This is a genomic window from Halomonas qinghailakensis, from assembly GCF_025820815.1.
Taxonomy (GTDB): domain Bacteria; phylum Pseudomonadota; class Gammaproteobacteria; order Pseudomonadales; family Halomonadaceae; genus Vreelandella; species Vreelandella qaidamensis.
Window position 1 is genome coordinate 2,376,135 of record NZ_CP096973.1, and the last position, 15,941, is coordinate 2,392,075.

15 protein-coding genes are annotated in these 15,941 nt (G+C 50.1%); 3 read left to right on the top strand and 12 right to left on the bottom strand.

Features of this window, described 5'->3' with window-relative positions:
- Positions 1-41: 41 nt before the first annotated feature.
- The 3 genes from M0220_RS11040 to M0220_RS11050 all read right to left on the bottom strand — a co-directional run bounded on the left by M0220_RS11040 (position 42) and on the right by M0220_RS11050 (position 2,726).
- Positions 42-575, bottom strand: a complete 534-nt coding sequence (locus tag M0220_RS11040; RefSeq protein ID WP_264017652.1) for a hypothetical protein — start codon at positions 573-575, stop codon at positions 42-44.
- Positions 576-677: 102 nt separating this feature from the next.
- Entirely contained in the window at positions 678-2,459 is a 1,782-nt protein-coding gene (locus M0220_RS11045; protein WP_030074037.1) for a sodium:solute symporter family protein, read from the bottom strand.
- Between the two features lie 6 nt (positions 2,460-2,465).
- Positions 2,466-2,726: a DUF4212 domain-containing protein gene (locus tag M0220_RS11050; RefSeq protein WP_030074036.1), complete on the bottom strand. Its 261-nt coding sequence runs from the start codon at positions 2,724-2,726 to the stop codon at positions 2,466-2,468.
- 616 nt (positions 2,727-3,342) lie between these two features.
- Here M0220_RS11050 and M0220_RS11055 point away from each other — a divergent pair.
- From M0220_RS11055 to ttcA, 3 genes are all read left to right on the top strand, one after another.
- Complete coding sequence (locus M0220_RS11055) at positions 3,343-5,160, top strand: putative nucleotidyltransferase substrate binding domain-containing protein (RefSeq protein WP_030074035.1); 1,818 nt, start codon at positions 3,343-3,345, stop codon at positions 5,158-5,160.
- A 5-nt stretch (positions 5,161-5,165) separates the two neighbouring features.
- A complete protein-coding gene (locus M0220_RS11060; RefSeq protein ID WP_264019224.1) occupies positions 5,166-5,813 on the top strand; it encodes a 3'-5' exonuclease family protein in 648 nt (215 codons plus the stop codon).
- Between the two features lie 66 nt (positions 5,814-5,879).
- The gene (ttcA, locus tag M0220_RS11065; RefSeq protein WP_232222395.1) at positions 5,880-6,848 is read left to right on the top strand and encodes a tRNA 2-thiocytidine(32) synthetase TtcA; all 969 of its coding nucleotides are present in this window, start codon (positions 5,880-5,882) and stop codon (positions 6,846-6,848) included.
- Here ttcA and fnr read toward each other — a convergent pair.
- From fnr to M0220_RS11110, 9 genes are all read right to left on the bottom strand, one after another.
- Positions 6,845-7,597, bottom strand: coding sequence for a fumarate/nitrate reduction transcriptional regulator Fnr (fnr, locus tag M0220_RS11070; RefSeq protein ID WP_030074029.1), 753 nt, complete (start codon positions 7,595-7,597; stop codon positions 6,845-6,847). The genes ttcA and fnr overlap by 4 nt on opposite strands.
- 58 nt (positions 7,598-7,655) lie before the next feature.
- Positions 7,656-9,098 (bottom strand): oxygen-independent coproporphyrinogen III oxidase, encoded by a 1,443-nt coding sequence (hemN, locus tag M0220_RS11075; protein WP_264017653.1) that lies wholly within the window; start codon positions 9,096-9,098, stop codon positions 7,656-7,658.
- 126 nt (positions 9,099-9,224) lie between these two features.
- Positions 9,225-9,920 (bottom strand): sulfite exporter TauE/SafE family protein, encoded by a 696-nt coding sequence (locus M0220_RS11080; protein ID WP_264017654.1) that lies wholly within the window; start codon positions 9,918-9,920, stop codon positions 9,225-9,227.
- Positions 9,917-10,138, bottom strand: a complete 222-nt coding sequence (gene ccoS, locus M0220_RS11085; RefSeq protein ID WP_030074024.1) for a cbb3-type cytochrome oxidase assembly protein CcoS — start codon at positions 10,136-10,138, stop codon at positions 9,917-9,919. Before ccoS ends, M0220_RS11080 begins: the two co-directional genes overlap by 4 nt.
- Positions 10,135-12,612 carry a heavy metal translocating P-type ATPase gene (locus tag M0220_RS11090; protein WP_264017655.1) on the bottom strand — a complete coding sequence of 826 codons (2,478 nt, stop codon included), beginning with the start codon at positions 12,610-12,612 and terminating at the stop codon, positions 10,135-10,137. Before M0220_RS11090 ends, ccoS begins: the two co-directional genes overlap by 4 nt.
- Positions 12,609-13,133: a FixH family protein gene (locus tag M0220_RS11095; protein ID WP_030074020.1), complete on the bottom strand. Its 525-nt coding sequence runs from the start codon at positions 13,131-13,133 to the stop codon at positions 12,609-12,611. Before M0220_RS11095 ends, M0220_RS11090 begins: the two co-directional genes overlap by 4 nt.
- Before the next feature lie 7 nt (positions 13,134-13,140).
- Entirely contained in the window at positions 13,141-14,574 is a 1,434-nt protein-coding gene (gene ccoG, locus M0220_RS11100) for a cytochrome c oxidase accessory protein CcoG (protein WP_030074018.1), read from the bottom strand.
- A gap of 215 nt (positions 14,575-14,789) precedes the next feature.
- A complete protein-coding gene (ccoP, locus tag M0220_RS11105) occupies positions 14,790-15,719 on the bottom strand; it encodes a cytochrome-c oxidase, cbb3-type subunit III (protein ID WP_030074016.1) in 930 nt (309 codons plus the stop codon).
- Positions 15,716-15,940, bottom strand: a complete 225-nt coding sequence (locus tag M0220_RS11110) for a CcoQ/FixQ family Cbb3-type cytochrome c oxidase assembly chaperone (RefSeq protein WP_030074015.1) — start codon at positions 15,938-15,940, stop codon at positions 15,716-15,718. The genes ccoP and M0220_RS11110 overlap by 4 nt, the downstream gene beginning before the upstream one ends.
- Between the last annotated feature and the right edge of the window lies 1 nt (position 15,941).

Sequence of the window (15,941 nt, forward strand, 5' to 3'; positions counted from 1 at the left end):
ACTACGCGAATAAACGCTTCATTTTAAGCGAAGGCAGACCGCTACGTCTGCTGCTGGTCAGCGGCAAGTTGGCAAACGGTTGTCAGCAAAGGAGCCGTTTCCCGCAATGTGCGTAGTCTGCTTACTTCAGCATCACCTGTCTCCGCATTTAGGGGCATTAGTTCGCGGTGAGTGCAGTTCAATATATAAGGCTGTGTGGTCAGTACGTCGGTATGGTGACGTTCAAACTGGTAAAGAATAAACTCAGCGATGAGCTCATTGTCAACGCGGCGCGCGCGTACATTGTCGCTATCAACAATGCTGAATTTAGTCGTCATAGGATAGGCAAACGTCCAAGGCCGCCATACCGCGCTGGAGGTGTCACTGGAAATGACGATAGCTGTTTCGGGCAGTTGAGAACGCTTGTGATCAAACCAGCTATATTCGGTGGAGACCTGATACCCCAGCATGCCTAAACCACCAAAGACGGGCACTATCCACTTGGGTAGCCGCTTGCGAGTGAGTGTTCTAAGCAGTAGGCCTATCCCTGCGGCGGCAAGCCCTGCGAATACAGCGGCAACAAGATGCCATATCATAAATTATCCTTCTTAAATGACATCGGGCCTCCCTAAGGAAGCCCGATGATAAGTATCGATCCGAACCTGATGGCAGTGCGCCAAGGAGGGGTCGATTATGACTTAGTGGTCAACCGCTACACCAGCACCTTTCGGGTAACGAACGCTTTCTACCAGGTCTTGAATCTCTTGTGGAGGCTCTTCCGTTGCACTAGAGACAGCAAAGGCAACTGCAAAGTTGATCATTGCCCCTATTGCACCAAAGGACAGTGGTGAGATGCCTAAGATCCAGTTGTCTGGTGTGTTAGCCAGCATGTTGGTGCCGGGAACAAAGAACCAGCCTAGGTAAGTGAAAATATACAGCAAGGTGCAGATTAAGCCTGCCAGCATGCCGGCAATTGCGCCTTTGCTGTTCATGCGCTTAGAGAAGATACCCATCATTAGCGCTGGGAACAGCGATGCACCGGCGATACCAAAGGCAAGAGCTACGGTCTGTGCTGCGAACCCTGGCGGATTAAGCCCAAGATAGGTAGCCAGAAGAATGGCGCCACCCATAGAGATACGTGCTGCCAGCATTTCCCCTTTCTCAGAGATCTTCGGATTGATCATTGTTTTGATCAAGTCATGGCTAATAGCCGATGAAATTGCCAAGAGCAGACCCGCAGCGGTTGAGAGTGCCGCTGCGATACCACCGGCAGCGATAAGACCAATAACCCAGCCTGGCAAATTAGCGATTTCAGGGTTAGCCAGAACGAGAATGTCATTGTTTACCGTTAGCTCGTTACCTTCCCAGCCACGATCAGAGAAATCGACAGCATCGTTGTACATCTGGATGCGGCCATCGTTATTGAGGTCGTTGAAGGTGATAAGCCCGGTTTCTTCCCACGTGCGCACCCACTCCGGACGATCTTCATAGAGAATCGGATTGTTGGCTGCTTCTTCGTAGTTTTCCACCTGCCCCGCCATTTCTGGAAACACCGTGGTCGCCAAGTTCAGGCGTGCCATGGAACCAACCGCAGGCGCGGTAAGGTAAAGCAGTGCAATGAACACCAGTGCCCAGCCAGCGGACCAACGTGCATCAGCAACTTTAGGTACGGTGAAGAAACGAATAATAACGTGTGGCAGACCTGCTGTACCCACCATCAGCGAGAGTGTGAACAACACCATATTGAGCTTATTGTCGACGTCAGCGGTATAGTCGCGGAAGCCAAGCGCATTAACTACTTCGTCTAGCTTCGTCAGTAGCGGAATGCCGGATTCAGTATGCGTACTGAACATACCAAACATCGGAATCGGGTTGCCAGTAAGCTGCATGGCAATAAACACCGCCGGAATGGTGTAAGCAATGATAAGTACTACGTACTGGGCAACCTGTGTATAGGTGATGCCCTTCATACCACCGAAAACGGCGTATAGGAAAACAATCAATGCTGCGATCCAGATGCCCCAGGTGTTGCTCACTTCCAAGAAGCGTGAGAAAGCAACGCCTGCACCGGTCATTTGACCGATAACGTAGGTCACAGAAGCAACAATCAAGCACACAATCGCGACGAAGCGCGCTGTGTTGCTGTAAAAGCGGTCACCGATAAAGTCAGGCACCGTAAACTTGCCAAACTTGCGTAGGTAAGGCGCTAGCAACATTGCCAAGATAACATAGCCGCCGGTCCAACCCATTAGGAAAGAAGAGTTAGCATATCCACCGGATGCTAGCAGGCCCGCCATGGAAATAAACGATGCAGCTGACATCCAGTCGGCGGCCGTTGCCATACCGTTCGTGATAGGGTGAACGCCGCCACCAGCGACATAGAAATCTTTGGTCGATCCCGCTCGCGCCCATATCGCAATCCCGATATAGAGCGCAAATGAAGCGCCAACAAATAGTAAGTTAATTGCAAACTGGCTCATGCTGACTTACTCCCCAAGACCGAATTTTTCGTCAAGCTTGTTCATTTTCCAGGCATAGAAAAAGATCAGCACGATAAAAGTGAGGATGGAGCCCTGCTGAGCAAACCAGAAGCCCAAGTCAGTCCCGCCAACGGGAATACCAGCTAGCAGGGGGCGGAAAAGAATAGCGCATCCGTAGGAAACAAATGCCCAAACGGCTAGACATCCGAATATTAGTCGAACGTTGGCTTTCCAGTATTCAGCAGCATTAGCTTTGTCATCTGCCATTGTGTTGCTCTCCAGTTGTGATTTTTAGGGTTGGAAAGTGAACTCAGGATAGCGTGTGATCCATCAGGGTAATCCGTCATAGAAAAACGCTTTTTTAGTTATCTGTGATGAATTAGCACGGTTAAGCGCATTACCTTGTTGATTAAGCGGTAGTGCCTATTATGGCATTGATTACGGTTGTGTAGTGAATCGGTAAGCATCGTGCGAATAACGCATGATTACCCTGTGTGGCTCGTTGTTAATAGTGGGCAATAATTGCAAAAAATAAATCCCAGACTTTGGTATCAATGAGCTTCTTTGAAACATTATGACGTTTGATGTGGTAAATAACGACTTGTTTTTGAAGTTTTTTTATATTTTTTTAGCGTTTTTTGTCTTGTGATAGGACGATGGTCTATGGGTTGATCAAAAGCAATGTTTGCTACTTTTAATAAACGTCAGAGTTAATTGGCCAAGCTTAATTAAGAGAGCCACTACTTTGGTCGATAAGCTAACGTCGTTTCGACGTTAGCTCTATAGCTAAAAGTATAATGTGAAAGGGTCAAATGAAACTTTCAAGCAAATAACCGTATTTTAAAACATCTTTATTCTTCATCACGATTAAGTGGGGTCATTTATGATTGACGTTGATCTTTCCCAGCTCCCTTTTACATTAATCGATGATGAAGGGCGTGACCACGTTCGTCGAGGTATGGACATCGCCTATTTTGACCGCAATGAAATTATCATTGAGATGGGGCAAACGGGTGAGTCAGTGTTTTTAATTCATAAAGGTGAAGTTGCTGAAATTGATCCCACCCTGCCTGCATCTAGTGCACGGATTGGGCATTACACGTCAGGTGATTTGTTCGGTGCCATTAGTATTCTGAATGGCAAGAGTCGGTACCGTTTCCAAGCTGAGCAGGAGTGCTTGTGTTATGTGATGCCAAAAGCGCTGTTTATAAAGCTTTGCCGTCATCATCCTGACTTTGAAAGCTTCTTTAAACAGTCATTATCACACAAGGCGCGGCTGTTGACCGAGAAGCGAGCGGAAGGCGGTGTGACGATGGCGGGCTTCATGCTGGCAAAAGTTAGTGAATGCATGCGTGAGCCACTGATTATGGATGCTTCTACCGATATTGCTAGCGCAGTGGGGCAACTCAACGATAGCCATGCCGACAGTCTACTGGTCAATACTCAAGGTAAGTTTGGCATCGTTACAAAAACTGATTTGCTCAATGGTATTGTGCTCGACAATTATGATCACACTTCTTCCGTCGAAAAGGTGGCCCATTTTTCACTGGTAACTGTTACGCCGAACCAGTACCTATTTGAAGCACTTGTATTGATGACACGTCATAAGGTGACGCGTGTAGTAGTCATGGAGCAGGATGCCTTAAAAGGGGTGGTGGAACTGACAGATGTACTTAGTTATTTTTCTAGCCGTAGCTATGTGGTTAGTCTACAGGTGGAGCAGGCTAATAGTTTGGAAGCATTGGCAGCTGCTAGCCAACGCACGCCTGAACTGGTCAATGCACTGATGGCTCAGGGGGTCAAGCTGCGTTTTGCCATGGATCTATTGGCTGCATTGAACGGCCGAATCATGAGCAAAGCATGGTCATTTATCATTCCTGAGCAGTACCACGCCCAAAGCTGTTTGATGGTCATGGGAAGTGAGGGGCGCGGTGAGCAGATCCTCAAAACAGATCAAGATAATGGCCTTATTTTAGCTGATGATAGTCACTGGCCTTCGCTTGCCGAAGATATGAATGCGCTGACTCAAACGTTAATTCAGCTCGGTTATCCTCCATGCCCCGGTAATATTATGGTGTCTAATCCTGAGTGGGTTGGCACGGTGTCGCAGTGGAAAAGCAACATTGCCAAATGGGTGAGTGCAAGAGATGGCGATAGTCTAATGAAGTTAGCAATTTTGTTGGACGCTCATGGTGTTGCAGGAGATCCGAAATTGCTAAACAGTGTGCGTACAGCGTTATTTGAACGCTGCTCGCGTGATGAGTTATTGCTGTCATATTTTGCTCGTGCAGCTCTGCGTTTTTCTACGCCGCTTACCTTATTCGGTTCCTTAAAGAAGCCCCAGCATGGCATTGATATCAAAAAAGGCGGCATCTTCCCGATTGTCCACGGGGTGCGCACAATGGCCCTTGAGCGACGAATTAACGCTACGTCCACCCTAGACCGCTTGGACGCTCTAGCAGAAGATGGTCGTCTTGATCGCCGTTTTGCTGATGACCTGGGCGAAGCGTTGGCACTGTTTACTGAATTACGTTTAAAGCAGCAGTTGCAAACAGCAGAAGCGTCGAATCAGCAGCGTAGTAACCGTGTAGTGGTGCAAGAACTTTCATCCCTTGAACGTGACCTATTGCGTGAGGCGCTGCATATCGTGAAAGATTTTAAACAGCGGCTTTCCCATCGTTATCATTTGGAGTATTCGTGAGCGGAATGCGCTTGTTAGACCGGCATATGTCACTATTTAGTGGCTCGCTACGTACATTAATGCAGCGTGAAAGCGACCGTAGACGCTGGGCAGACTCTTCCTACGCTTGGCTTTTTCAGCCCTACATGGGGGAGGAGATGGTAGCGCTTGCTTGTCAGGTTAGCCCAGGCCAATCGCCCGTGGTTAGTGTAGCTGCGGTTATCTTTAGCCCGGGTAGAGTGCATACCAGCCAAGCTTGGGTGGCAACCTTGGCAGATGAGCGAAGCAACAGCGCTACGCTGCGGCGACACCAGCAGCTGTATGCGACTGACAAAGTGCTCATGCCTAACGCCGAGCATCTTGGGGCGTTGGCTGAATTTATTGGTAATCGGCCGCTAATTGGTTGGCAGTTAGAGCGCTCGTTGGAACACCTGAACCATCTGTTCAAATTAGGGATAGGATTTGGTTTGCCTAACGCCCAGGTCGATGTTGGAAAGCTGCACTATCGCCAGTTACGCCGGCTACATCCTCAGAGTGAGATGCGTAGTCAGATTGCAGAAGCATTAGCTTGCTGGCAAATGCCAGTTTTCCAATGGATCGGCGTATTGGGGGATGCAACGGCGAGTGCTCTTTTGTATCTACGTTTGCAACGTGAGGCAGCTCGGCACGTTTAGCGTATTATTCCTATTAACGTTGAATTAGCCCGTTTATGTTGGGTGCAGGGAACGAGTATTGTTAGAATGCCCGCTGCTTCTTCTACCATCGGCAGTGCCCACATTATGCTATCACCTGATTATTTTGATCCCGCAGCGTCTGAAAATACTTCTGCAGACAAGTGTTCTGTTGATCACCTTCAGGCGCAGTCCGACCATCACGATGCTAAGCAGAAGCGTGAATTCAATAAGCTGCAAAAGCGCTTACGGCGAGAAGTCGGCAATGCCATTATTGACTATCAGATGATTGGTGAAGGTGACAAGGTGATGGTGTGCCTGTCTGGTGGCAAAGATAGCTATACGATGCTGGAAATACTGCTCAACCTACAGCGAAATGCACCGGTTAACTTCTCTTTGGTCGCTGTCAATATGGATCAAAAGCAGCCAGGTTTTCCAGAGCATGTGCTGCCCCAGTATTTGGATAAATTGGGTGTTGAGTACCACATTCTAGAGCGTGATACGTATTCAGTGGTGAAAGAGAAAACCCCAGAGGGCAAAACGACCTGTGCGCTTTGTTCTCGATTAAGGCGTGGTTCACTTTATGGTTTTGCTGAAGAGATTGGTGCGACAAAAATTGCGTTAGGGCATCATCGTGAAGACATTTTGGAAACACTGTTTCTAAATATGTTCTTTGGAGGCACTTTAAAAGCAATGCCACCTAAGCTTTTGTCAGATGATGGCAAAAATATTGTCATTCGACCCCTTGCCTACTGCAAAGAGGCTGATATTGTGGAATTTTCCAGGCTAATGGAATTCCCCATTATTCCTTGTAACTTGTGTGGCTCTCAGCCCAATCTTCAGCGACAAATTGTAAAAGATATGTTGGCCGAATGGGATAAAAAGCACCCAGGGCGTCTAGAAAGCATGTTCAAAGCGGTGACCAATGTGGCGCCTTCACAGCTAGCAGATCGCCAGCTGTTTGACTTTACAGGGCTAGAAGCCAAGCAGGCGGCGCTGATGGAGCGCCGTATTCAAACGCTTAGCGTTGAGTCTTAGCGTAGAGCAGTCGGCTGCTCTTCTTCTTCAGCCAGTGTAATAAGACGCTGCATATCTAAAATATTAACCTCGCGCCCCGAAACCGCGACCACTTCTTGCTGTTGAAAGCGACTAAGAATTCGGCTGACCGTTTCTACCGCTAAGCCTAAGTAATTACCAATGTCTGCGCGGGACATAGAAAGCCTGAAGCTGTAAGGCGAGTACCCGCGCCGGCGAAAACGGTCTGAAAGCGTGACTAAAAAGCTGGCCAAGCGCTGATCGGCAGTTTTGCGTGATAACAAGCGCATCATGCGCCGATCGTCTCGCAGCTCTTTACTCATACTGCGATATAGCTGTCCACGCAGTTCCGGAAGTTCTTCAGAAAGTAGATCCAAACGATCAAACGGAATTTCGCACACTGTGGTAGTTTCCAGGGCAATCACGCTACCGGGGTAGTGCTCTTCATCGATGCCGTCCAATCCGACCAGTTCACTGGGCAGGTAGAAATTTGTCAGTTGATCGTTGCCATTACCTTCGCTGGTCACCTGTTTTAGACTGCCTGAGCGAACGGCATACACACTGGTAAAACGGTCGCCCTGACGAAACAGTGGCTCGCCTTTTTTGAGTGGTGCACGGCGACGGATGATCGCATCAAACTGGCTCATGTCTTCAAGTTCTAATGCGAGCGGTAGACACAGTGAGCTTAAGCTACAAGTTTGGCAGCGTGCTTCTTGCAACAGTGAGCGTCGTTGGCTGACGGGGTGTGGCATATCATTCTCCCTTTCTCGTTAGCCATGATAGGCCCTGGGGCAAGACGTCTCAAGAAGCTTACACAATCTTTGAGTAGCGTTGGGTCGACTGATCCGCGAGGCGAGCATCAAAGGCCATTGCTAGATGGCGAATCAACAGCCGACCAATAGGGGTGGCGCTAATCATTTGCTGATGAAAAGTGACTAATCCATCTTGTTCAGCGTTACGCAGCTGTTCAAGAGCAGTGGAAAAATAGTCGCTAGCATCAATGTTCCAACGCTTTCCTATGGCTGCTAAATCAATGCACATATCGCACATTAGCCGCTCAATGACGTCTCTGCGTATTAGGTCGTCCTTATTTAACCTTAATCCTTTGACGGTTGCCAGCCTACCTTGATCTAAAGATGTTTCGTATTGATCAAGCTGAGTCGGATTTTGTGCGTAAACATCGTCAATCCGTGAAATGGCGGAGACGCCTAATCCAACTAAATCGCACTGTGCATGGCTAGAGTAACCCTGAAAATTGCGCTGCAAGGTTCCGTTGCGCTGAGCAATTGCAAGACTATCATCTGGGCGCGCAAAGTGATCCATCCCGATATGCACATAGCCTGCGTTAGTTAGCATCTCAATGGTGGTATGCAATATTGCCAGCTTCTCGTCAGCGTTGGGGAGGTCTGCTTCATTGATACGTCGCTGAGGGGCAAAACGGGTGGGCATATGGGCATAGTTAAATACTGACAGGCGGGCAGGATTTAATTCGATAATCTGGCCCAGTGTTTCAGCAAAGCTTTTTTCCGTTTGAAAGGGCAGCCCATAGATTAAATCAAGATTGAGCGAGCGAAAGCCAAGGCGGTGCGCTTCTTCCATGAGTGTTTCAGTAAGCACCCGGGGCTGCACACGGTTAATCGCTTTTTGTACCTGCGGGTTTAAATCCTGTACGCCCAGGCTTAAGCGGTTAAAGCCAAGCGACTGCAAATGGCGCAGGGTAAAGACGTCTGCTTCGCGGGGATCAATTTCAATCGCGTAATCGCGGTCCGCTGAACCAGATAAACCAAAACGGGCGTCGAGGCGATCAATCAGGTCTCCCATTTGTGCTAAAGAAAGAAACGTGGGAGTACCACCGCCCCAATGCAACTGCTGAACTGGGCGCGATGTGTCTAAATGGCGTGCAGTCAGCACCATCTCTCGATCTAGCCGGGATAGGTAAGGCTCGGCAAGAGCGGTATTCTTCGTTGCAATCTTATTGCATGCACAGTAGAAGCAAATTTTTCGACAAAACGGTACATGTACATACAGGGAAAGCGGTCGGCGGCTTGCATTACTGCGTTCTAACGCCTGGGTAAAGTCAGCGGTGCCAAACTGCTCATGAAACGCAAGCGCCGTCGGGTAGGAGGTGTAACGCGGGCCACTTTTGTCGTAACGCCGCAGTAGCGCTTCATTCCAGGCAGTTGCGCTAGGTACTTCAGTGGGTGTTGATGAGAACGATGTTGATGAGAGGGCAGCAGTAGCATGGGCTGACATGATGAACGCTCCAAAGTGAAAAGTAAGCGATGTAATCAAATTGAGCGATGTCGCTCAGCTGTTGATCCTTATGCTAGTGCAGTAGCACTTTGAAAGCGTTGAGCTATATCAAGCTATGGGGGCTGCTTAATGCGCAGTGTAAGGTGCTAGAGACCACAGCTGCCAAAGTGCAAAGCCAATGATTGACAGTGCGGCAATGCTGCGAGTGGCAGGGTGACGAATTAAATGGCTCAGCTGCTGTGCTGCTAGGCCGGTTGCCAGCAAGGCAGGTAGGGTGCCGAGGCCAAAAGCCCCCATTAGAAGAGCACCGTCGATTGGGTCTGCAATGGCTAGGCTCCAAGCTAGCATTGAATAAACTAAACCGCAGGGTAACCAGCCCCAAAGTGCGCCAAGGGCGAAGGCTTGAGGAAGATGCACAACCGGCATCAGGCGTCTTCCCACCGGTTCTATATAACGCCAAAGATATCGTCCGACTGCCTCTACTTTTAGTAGTCCTTTCCACCAGTTAGCGATATAGAGCGCCATTAAGATCAGCATTACTGCGGCGAACGCCTGGAGCGCAATACGTGCGTTTGGTGAAAGAGAGATCAGTGTGCCAAGTGCCGCTACACTAGCGCCTGCCACCATATAGCTGAGAATGCGTCCCGCGTTATAGCTAACCAGTAGCCCACCCATGCGGGCTGGGTGCCGCATGCTAGGTGGTACGGCAAACGTGAGTGCGCTCATAATGCCGCCGCACATGCCGATACAGTGAGCGCCACCCATTAAGCCAAAGACAAACGCAGCGAGTAGTGGCGGTAAATCAAATCCCGTGGGATTCATACGGGTGGCTCTTGATTGTCTTGAGAAGAAGACACGTTTTTTTTACGCTCGGCGCGTTGTTCGGGGGGCAGGTCATTCTCATCATCGTCAAACAGGATACGGTGGGCGGGACCTTCGAGGTCGTCAAACTGGTCATGCTTAACGGCCCAGAAAAACGCCCACACCGCGAGGCCCAGCAAAATCAGTGAAAGTGGAATCAATAAATATAAGATTGTCATACACTCACCGGTGTGGATAGGCCAGCCTGAGTAACAGAAGGTGTGCGCCAGCGCGTGAGACGTAATGCGTTACCTACCACCACCAAGGAACTTAGTGACATGCCAATTGCGGCCAGCCAAGGGGGAATTAACCCCATCGCTGCCAAGGGCAAAGCCGAAAAATTGTAGCAAACCGACCACATCATGTTTTGACGCATAATGCGACGCGTGGCGCAGGCAATATCAATGGCTTCAAAAATACGTATTAGACGTGGACTCAGTAATATCGCGTCGGCTCGTGTGCGGGCAAGGTCTGTGGCGCCGTTCATAGCAATGGCGACGTCAGCGCCAGCCAATACCGGTACATCATTGATACCGTCACCGATCATCACGACTCGTTCACCATTGGCTTGCAGCTCACGTAACCGTTCAAGCTTGCCTTCAGGCGATTTACCAGCTTGCCAAGTGGTGATGTTGAGCTGCTCTGCCAAACTCTCTACCGCTTCTTGCGTGTCGCCGGAGAGCAGCTCCACTTCAAGCCCGCGGGCTTGAAGGGCAGCAACGGTTTGGGCCGCATCTTCTCGAATGCCATCGTGCAGTTTAAACCAAGCGCGTGGCGTATTATCTTCACTGAGTAGCAACCATTGACCAAATCCTGGTGGAGCCAGGGCGGCTGTCGTGGCAAAGTCTGGTTTGCCTAAGCGCCATGTTGCGCCGTTCAACGTGCCTTCAAGGCCGCTTCCGGTCACGCTTTTAACGTTGCGTGCTTGCAGGGTGGCATCCCGAAACGGTCGAAACGCCCTGGCAATGGGGTGCTCTGAATGTGCCTCTAGCGCCGCGGCAATAGCCTGCGCATGCTCCTCACTGAGTGGGGTATGGTGGTGGGTGAGAGGCTGTTGGGTAATAGGTTGAGTTTGAGTCAGTTGCATTTCGCCGCGAGTCAATGTGCCGGTCTTATCAAAAATAACCCGCGTGACGTTGGAGAGTGATTCAATCGCGTCGGCACGGGTAATCAGTACGCCTCGCTGGCGCAGCTGGCCATGTCCTGCTGTTAGTGCCGTGGGGGTTGCCAGTGCCAGTGCGCAAGGACAGGTCACTACCAATACGGAAAGCAGTACCCATAACATACGGGAGGGGTCGATAAACCACCACGCGACGGTGACACAGGCGGTAACGATCAGTAGTCGTAGTACAAACAGGTGAGCCATCCGCGCCGCCATTTGGGCAAGGCGTGGGCGGCTGGCAAAGGCGCGATCCGTTAAGTCAACGATGTTAGCAACCCTGGCGCTGTTTCCTGCATGGGTAACCCGCATGACGAGTGGGTTTTCCATGTTTTGGCTCCCACCCACCACGCATTCGCCTACTCGACGGGTCACTGGTAAGTACTCGCCAGTGAGCATCGACTCGTCGAGGCTGGACTCGCCATCTTCGATAATGCCATCAGCCGGCACGCCGTGGCCGGGTTTAATTAGCACTCGGTCGCCTTCCGTGAGTTCGCTGGCAGGCAGGATGCGTTCGCTACCATCCTGCTCTAAGCGAATGGCAGACACAGGTAAAACACCGCTCAACGCATTACCGCTATGGCCGCTGCGCCGTCTGGCCCGGCCTTCCACGTAGCGGCCAAACAGCAAGAAAAAGGTAAACATGGCCACTGAGTCAAAATAGACCTCGCCAACGTTAAACAGTACCGCGTAACTACTTGCCAAATAAGCACCGCCAATGGCTAATGAAACGGGCACATCCATGCCAAGCACACCTGTTTTCAGGTCGCGTAATGCGTTACGGAAAAAAGGCTGCGCTGAGAAAAATACCACGGGCGTTGCGAGAGCAAATGATAGCCAGTGAAACAGAGCGTAAAAGTCTTCGCTAAGCTCACCTGGCCCCGATACATAAATGGGAATAGAGAACATCATGACTTGCATCATGCCTACGGCGGCAACAATTAGGCGACGCACATTCATGCGTTCTTCATGTTGCAAGCGCATTTGGGCTTGGTCAGGCTCGTAGGGCTGCGCATCGTAACCAATGGCCGCTAGTTCAGCGAATAATTGAGAAAGGTTAATAACCTCTGGGTCCCAGCTAACGCGAAGGCGGTGATGGGTTAGGTTAACGGCGCTTGATGTGACCCCTTCTAGTGCGTTCAATCGGTGTTCGATGAGCCAAGCGCAGGCTGCACAGGTGATACCGTCTATCGCCAGTGTGGCCCTTACTTCTCCTTCATCTCCTTCGGGGTGAACAAACTGCGCTTGTAAACCAGGGTCGTCAAATACTGACCAAGTTTCTGCCTTGGCAGCTTGGCGCTCATCAGGGCGCTCGGGCATTTCGGTGCGATAGCGATAGTAGCTTTCCAAACCACCATCGACGATGGCATGAGCGACGGCTTCGCAACCGGGGCAGCACAGTGGTTGGGGGGTGTCGTCAATATTAATACGCCACGGTGCCCCATCGGGCACCGTGTTACCGCAGTGATAGCAGCTAAGGGTGGTCTTGATCATTCGTTCTCCGAGCGTCCACCCGGTAGTAGTGCAATAGTGTTTTCATCAGGGAAGCGTGCTTCGCCGATTAGTCGCCAGTCAGCGTCGCCGCCTTGCTCTGGCTGTAGCTGTAGATACCAGCGATAGCGTAGATTGTCTGGGCCTTGGGTGATATAGCGCCCGTCGCGGACATGCTCTAGAACAAACGACTGATCGCGGTCATCTTCAGTGGGAAAGATCAGATCGAGGTAGAGCTTGTCTGGACGAGCATCGCCAGCAAGATCAACAACGATATCACTGGTCAGCGGATCAATGCGTAGCTCGGCGCTTAAATTTAATGCCCGTGCTTGCTCTTGTTTTGCGAGCACCACGTTAATTGCTTTGCCGTGTTCGTAATAATCTTCTTGTACCACCATGCCGTCGTAGCTTTTGATCGACAAAACTGCAAAGGTCGTGCTGACAACAATGGATGAAAACAGTAGGCCCAATAAAAACCATGGCCAAAACTGCTTATACCAGGGTGTAATCGGTGAATCTGACATAACGCATTTATCTCCTGGCATTACCTAAGAAGCGAGCTTCACGCTCCTGACGGATTTGCTCATCTTGCACTGCTTGAAGCGCAAAAGTAATGGGGTGGCTAGGCTGGTTTAAGTCTTGAGGGTTCGCAAGTACGGTCACAACCTGAATGCGCGACTCGCCTGCAGGCACGCTAATCGACGTATGATCCAGGGTTAAGCTAGGCAGACCTGACACGCTGATCTGATAGGTATGCGGTTCGTTATCCAGGTTACGTACTGTGATGCTATAAACATTGCTGATCTGGCCTTCGCGAGTCATTTGATACAGCTGAGTACGCTCGCGTTCGGCATCGAAGCTAAGCGGAATGCGGTCATTAACTGCCCATGCAAATGCTGCCACCATGATAATCAGCGCGACAAAGTAGCCCAATAGCCGAGGGCGCAAAATATGGCTTTTTTTACCTTCTAGCGCATTCTCTGTTGTGTAACGAATAAGGCCCTTAGGATAGCCCATTTTATCCATGACGCTATCGCAGGCATCAATGCAAGCCGCACAGGTAATGCACTCATATTGCAGCCCGTCGCGAATATCGATACCCGTTGGGCAGACTTGAACACATAGTTCGCAGTCAATGCAGTCGCCAAAGCCAGCTTCTCTTGCCTGGGTGTGGCTAAGCGATTTTTTACGTCGGCCTCTTGGTTCACCGCGTGCTTCGTCATACGACACAATTAATGTATCGCGATCAAACATGACGGATTGGAAGCGAGCGTAGGGGCACATATAAATGCACACCTGCTCGCGTAGCCAGCCAGCATTTAAGTAGGTGAATACTAAAAAGAAGCCAACCCAAAAATAGGACCAGCCATGGGCTTCTAGCGTCGGTAATTCCATTACTAGCGTTCGAATGGGGGTGAAATAGCCCACAAAAGTGACGCCAGTGGCCAGGGCTATCAATAACCAAGCGGTATGTTTGGCCCCTTTTCGCCATATTTTATCAGCAGTCATGGGCTGCTTATCGAGCTTAATACGTTGGTTTCTAGAGCCTTCTATACGATGCTCAAGCCAAATAAACAAAAAGGTCCAGACGCTTTGAGGGCAGGTGTAGCCGCACCAAACGCGCCCAGCAAAAACCGTGATAAAAAACAGCCCAAAGGCACAGATAATAAGTAGCCAGGAAAGTAGGACGAACTCTTGCGGATAAAAGGTGGCAGCAAAAATATGGAATTCACGGCCTGGTAGGTCAAACCAAACCGCCGGTCGATCACCCCAGTTTAGCCAAGGGAGCAGAAAAAAACCGAGCATGAGCGCCCAGTTAGCGCTGCGTCTAACTTTTTGAAATAAACCTTTAATTTCGCGCACATAGATATGACGGCGCTTAGCATACATATCCTGAGTTGTGCTCTCTCCAGGGGTATGGTGCCCCACAGACGGTGTAATATCTTGGCTAGGTATTTTTTCCATGGCGATGATCACAGCTCAATAAGGCAGGAGTGGGCGGCAACATAGATATCGTGGCGTTAAGACCCGTAACGTTAGAGATAACGCAACTGTATGCCGTGTCGCTAAATCATAGTGTAACGGATAGAGAAGTTGTCTGGATGAGCGATAGATGAAGAAAGGGTGCGGTATGAAACCGCACCCTGTCATGCACCAATGTCTATACCGCTAACGAAAGGCTAGTCGTTGAAGCGTAAACTGTAGACATAGGCTGCGACCAAGTGAACGCGTTCTTCACCAATGTAAGCCGCTTGCGCTGGCATATGGCCATTACGACCATTACGCAGCGTTTGACGGACAGAGTCGGCAACGCTTTGGCCTGGTGCCTGATAAAGCCAAATGTCATTTGTCAGATTGGGCGCGCCTAATGCGATGTTACCCGTTCCGCTTGGTGTATGGCATGCCGCACAAGCCGCAAGGAACGTACTTTCACCGCTAGCCGCACGCTCTGCATCATGCTCCAGATCAGAGAGCGAGAGCACGTACTGAGTGAGGTTTTCAATATTATTCTCACCAAGCTGCTGCCAAGCAGGCATTAACCCATTACGACCGTTGTTTAGCGTCATCATGATGTTTTCTGGTTCGCCACCATAGAGCCAATCATCATCGGTCAGATTTGGGAAGCCGTAGCCCCCTTGGGCGTTCGAGCCGTGGCATACCGCACAGTTGTTCAAGTAAACACGCTCTGCTACCCGCATTGCTTCAGCGTCTCTAGCCAGTTCAGGAATAGGTACTTCCTGGTACTGGGCAAAAATCGGCGTGAAACGCTCTTCAGCATCAGCGACTTCTTCTTCCCACTGACTTTCTTGAGACCAGCCCAAAACGCCGGCGTAGTTACCCAAGCCTGGGTAAAGCACTAGATAACCCAGGGCAAAAATAACGGTGAGTACAAATAGTTGAAACCACCACCGAGGTAATGCGTTGTCGTACTCTTCAATTCCATCAGCGGCATGGCCAGTGGTTTCGACATTACCATCAGCATCCGGCGTTTTATCGGTTCGGCGGTTGGCAAATAGAATCCAAACGCTTAATGCGATAGTGCCTAGCGTGATGACAATAATCCAGGCGCTCCAGAAGCTGGATAGGGAGTCACCCCATAAATTATTCATGTATTTTTATCTCCCCTGTCGTGGCGGGAATCCACTTCGTGTTTAGTCGAAGCATGCTTATCACGGGTCGGTTGCTTATCATCATCTTCATCGGCGAAGGGCAGGTTAGCCGCTTCTTCGAAGTCTGGTTTGCGTCGCTTTGAGTAGGCCCATATAAAAATGCCAATAAAAGCGACGATCAAAAACAGCGTGATAAGACCGCGGAAAGTTCCCGTATCCATA

Bases quoted from the DNA above. Each gene is read 5' to 3' on its own strand.
- M0220_RS11095 (WP_030074020.1), bottom strand. From the start codon at position 13,133: ATGTCAGATTCACCGATTACACCCTGGTATAAGCAGTTTTGGCCATGG.
- ccoP (WP_030074016.1), bottom strand. From the start codon at position 15,719: ATGAATAATTTATGGGGTGACTCCCTATCCAGCTTCTGGAGCGCCTGG.
- M0220_RS11055 (WP_030074035.1), top strand. From the start codon at position 3,343: ATGATTGACGTTGATCTTTCCCAGCTCCCTTTTACATTAATCGATGAT.
- M0220_RS11050 (WP_030074036.1), bottom strand. From the start codon at position 2,726: ATGGCAGATGACAAAGCTAATGCTGCTGAATACTGGAAAGCCAACGTT.
- M0220_RS11045 (WP_030074037.1), bottom strand. From the start codon at position 2,459: ATGAGCCAGTTTGCAATTAACTTACTATTTGTTGGCGCTTCATTTGCG.
- fnr (WP_030074029.1), bottom strand. From the start codon at position 7,597: ATGCCACACCCCGTCAGCCAACGACGCTCACTGTTGCAAGAAGCACGC.
- M0220_RS11110 (WP_030074015.1), bottom strand. From the start codon at position 15,940: ATGGATACGGGAACTTTCCGCGGTCTTATCACGCTGTTTTTGATCGTC.
- M0220_RS11080 (WP_264017654.1), bottom strand. From the start codon at position 9,920: ATGAATCCCACGGGATTTGATTTACCGCCACTACTCGCTGCGTTTGTC.
- M0220_RS11060 (WP_264019224.1), top strand. From the start codon at position 5,166: ATGCGCTTGTTAGACCGGCATATGTCACTATTTAGTGGCTCGCTACGT.
- ccoG (WP_030074018.1), bottom strand. From the start codon at position 14,574: ATGGAAAAAATACCTAGCCAAGATATTACACCGTCTGTGGGGCACCAT.
- hemN (WP_264017653.1), bottom strand. From the start codon at position 9,098: ATGTCAGCCCATGCTACTGCTGCCCTCTCATCAACATCGTTCTCATCA.
- M0220_RS11040 (WP_264017652.1), bottom strand. From the start codon at position 575: ATGATATGGCATCTTGTTGCCGCTGTATTCGCAGGGCTTGCCGCCGCA.
- ttcA (WP_232222395.1), top strand. From the start codon at position 5,880: ATGCCCGCTGCTTCTTCTACCATCGGCAGTGCCCACATTATGCTATCA.
- M0220_RS11090 (WP_264017655.1), bottom strand. From the start codon at position 12,612: ATGATCAAGACCACCCTTAGCTGCTATCACTGCGGTAACACGGTGCCC.
- ccoS (WP_030074024.1), bottom strand. From the start codon at position 10,138: ATGACAATCTTATATTTATTGATTCCACTTTCACTGATTTTGCTGGGC.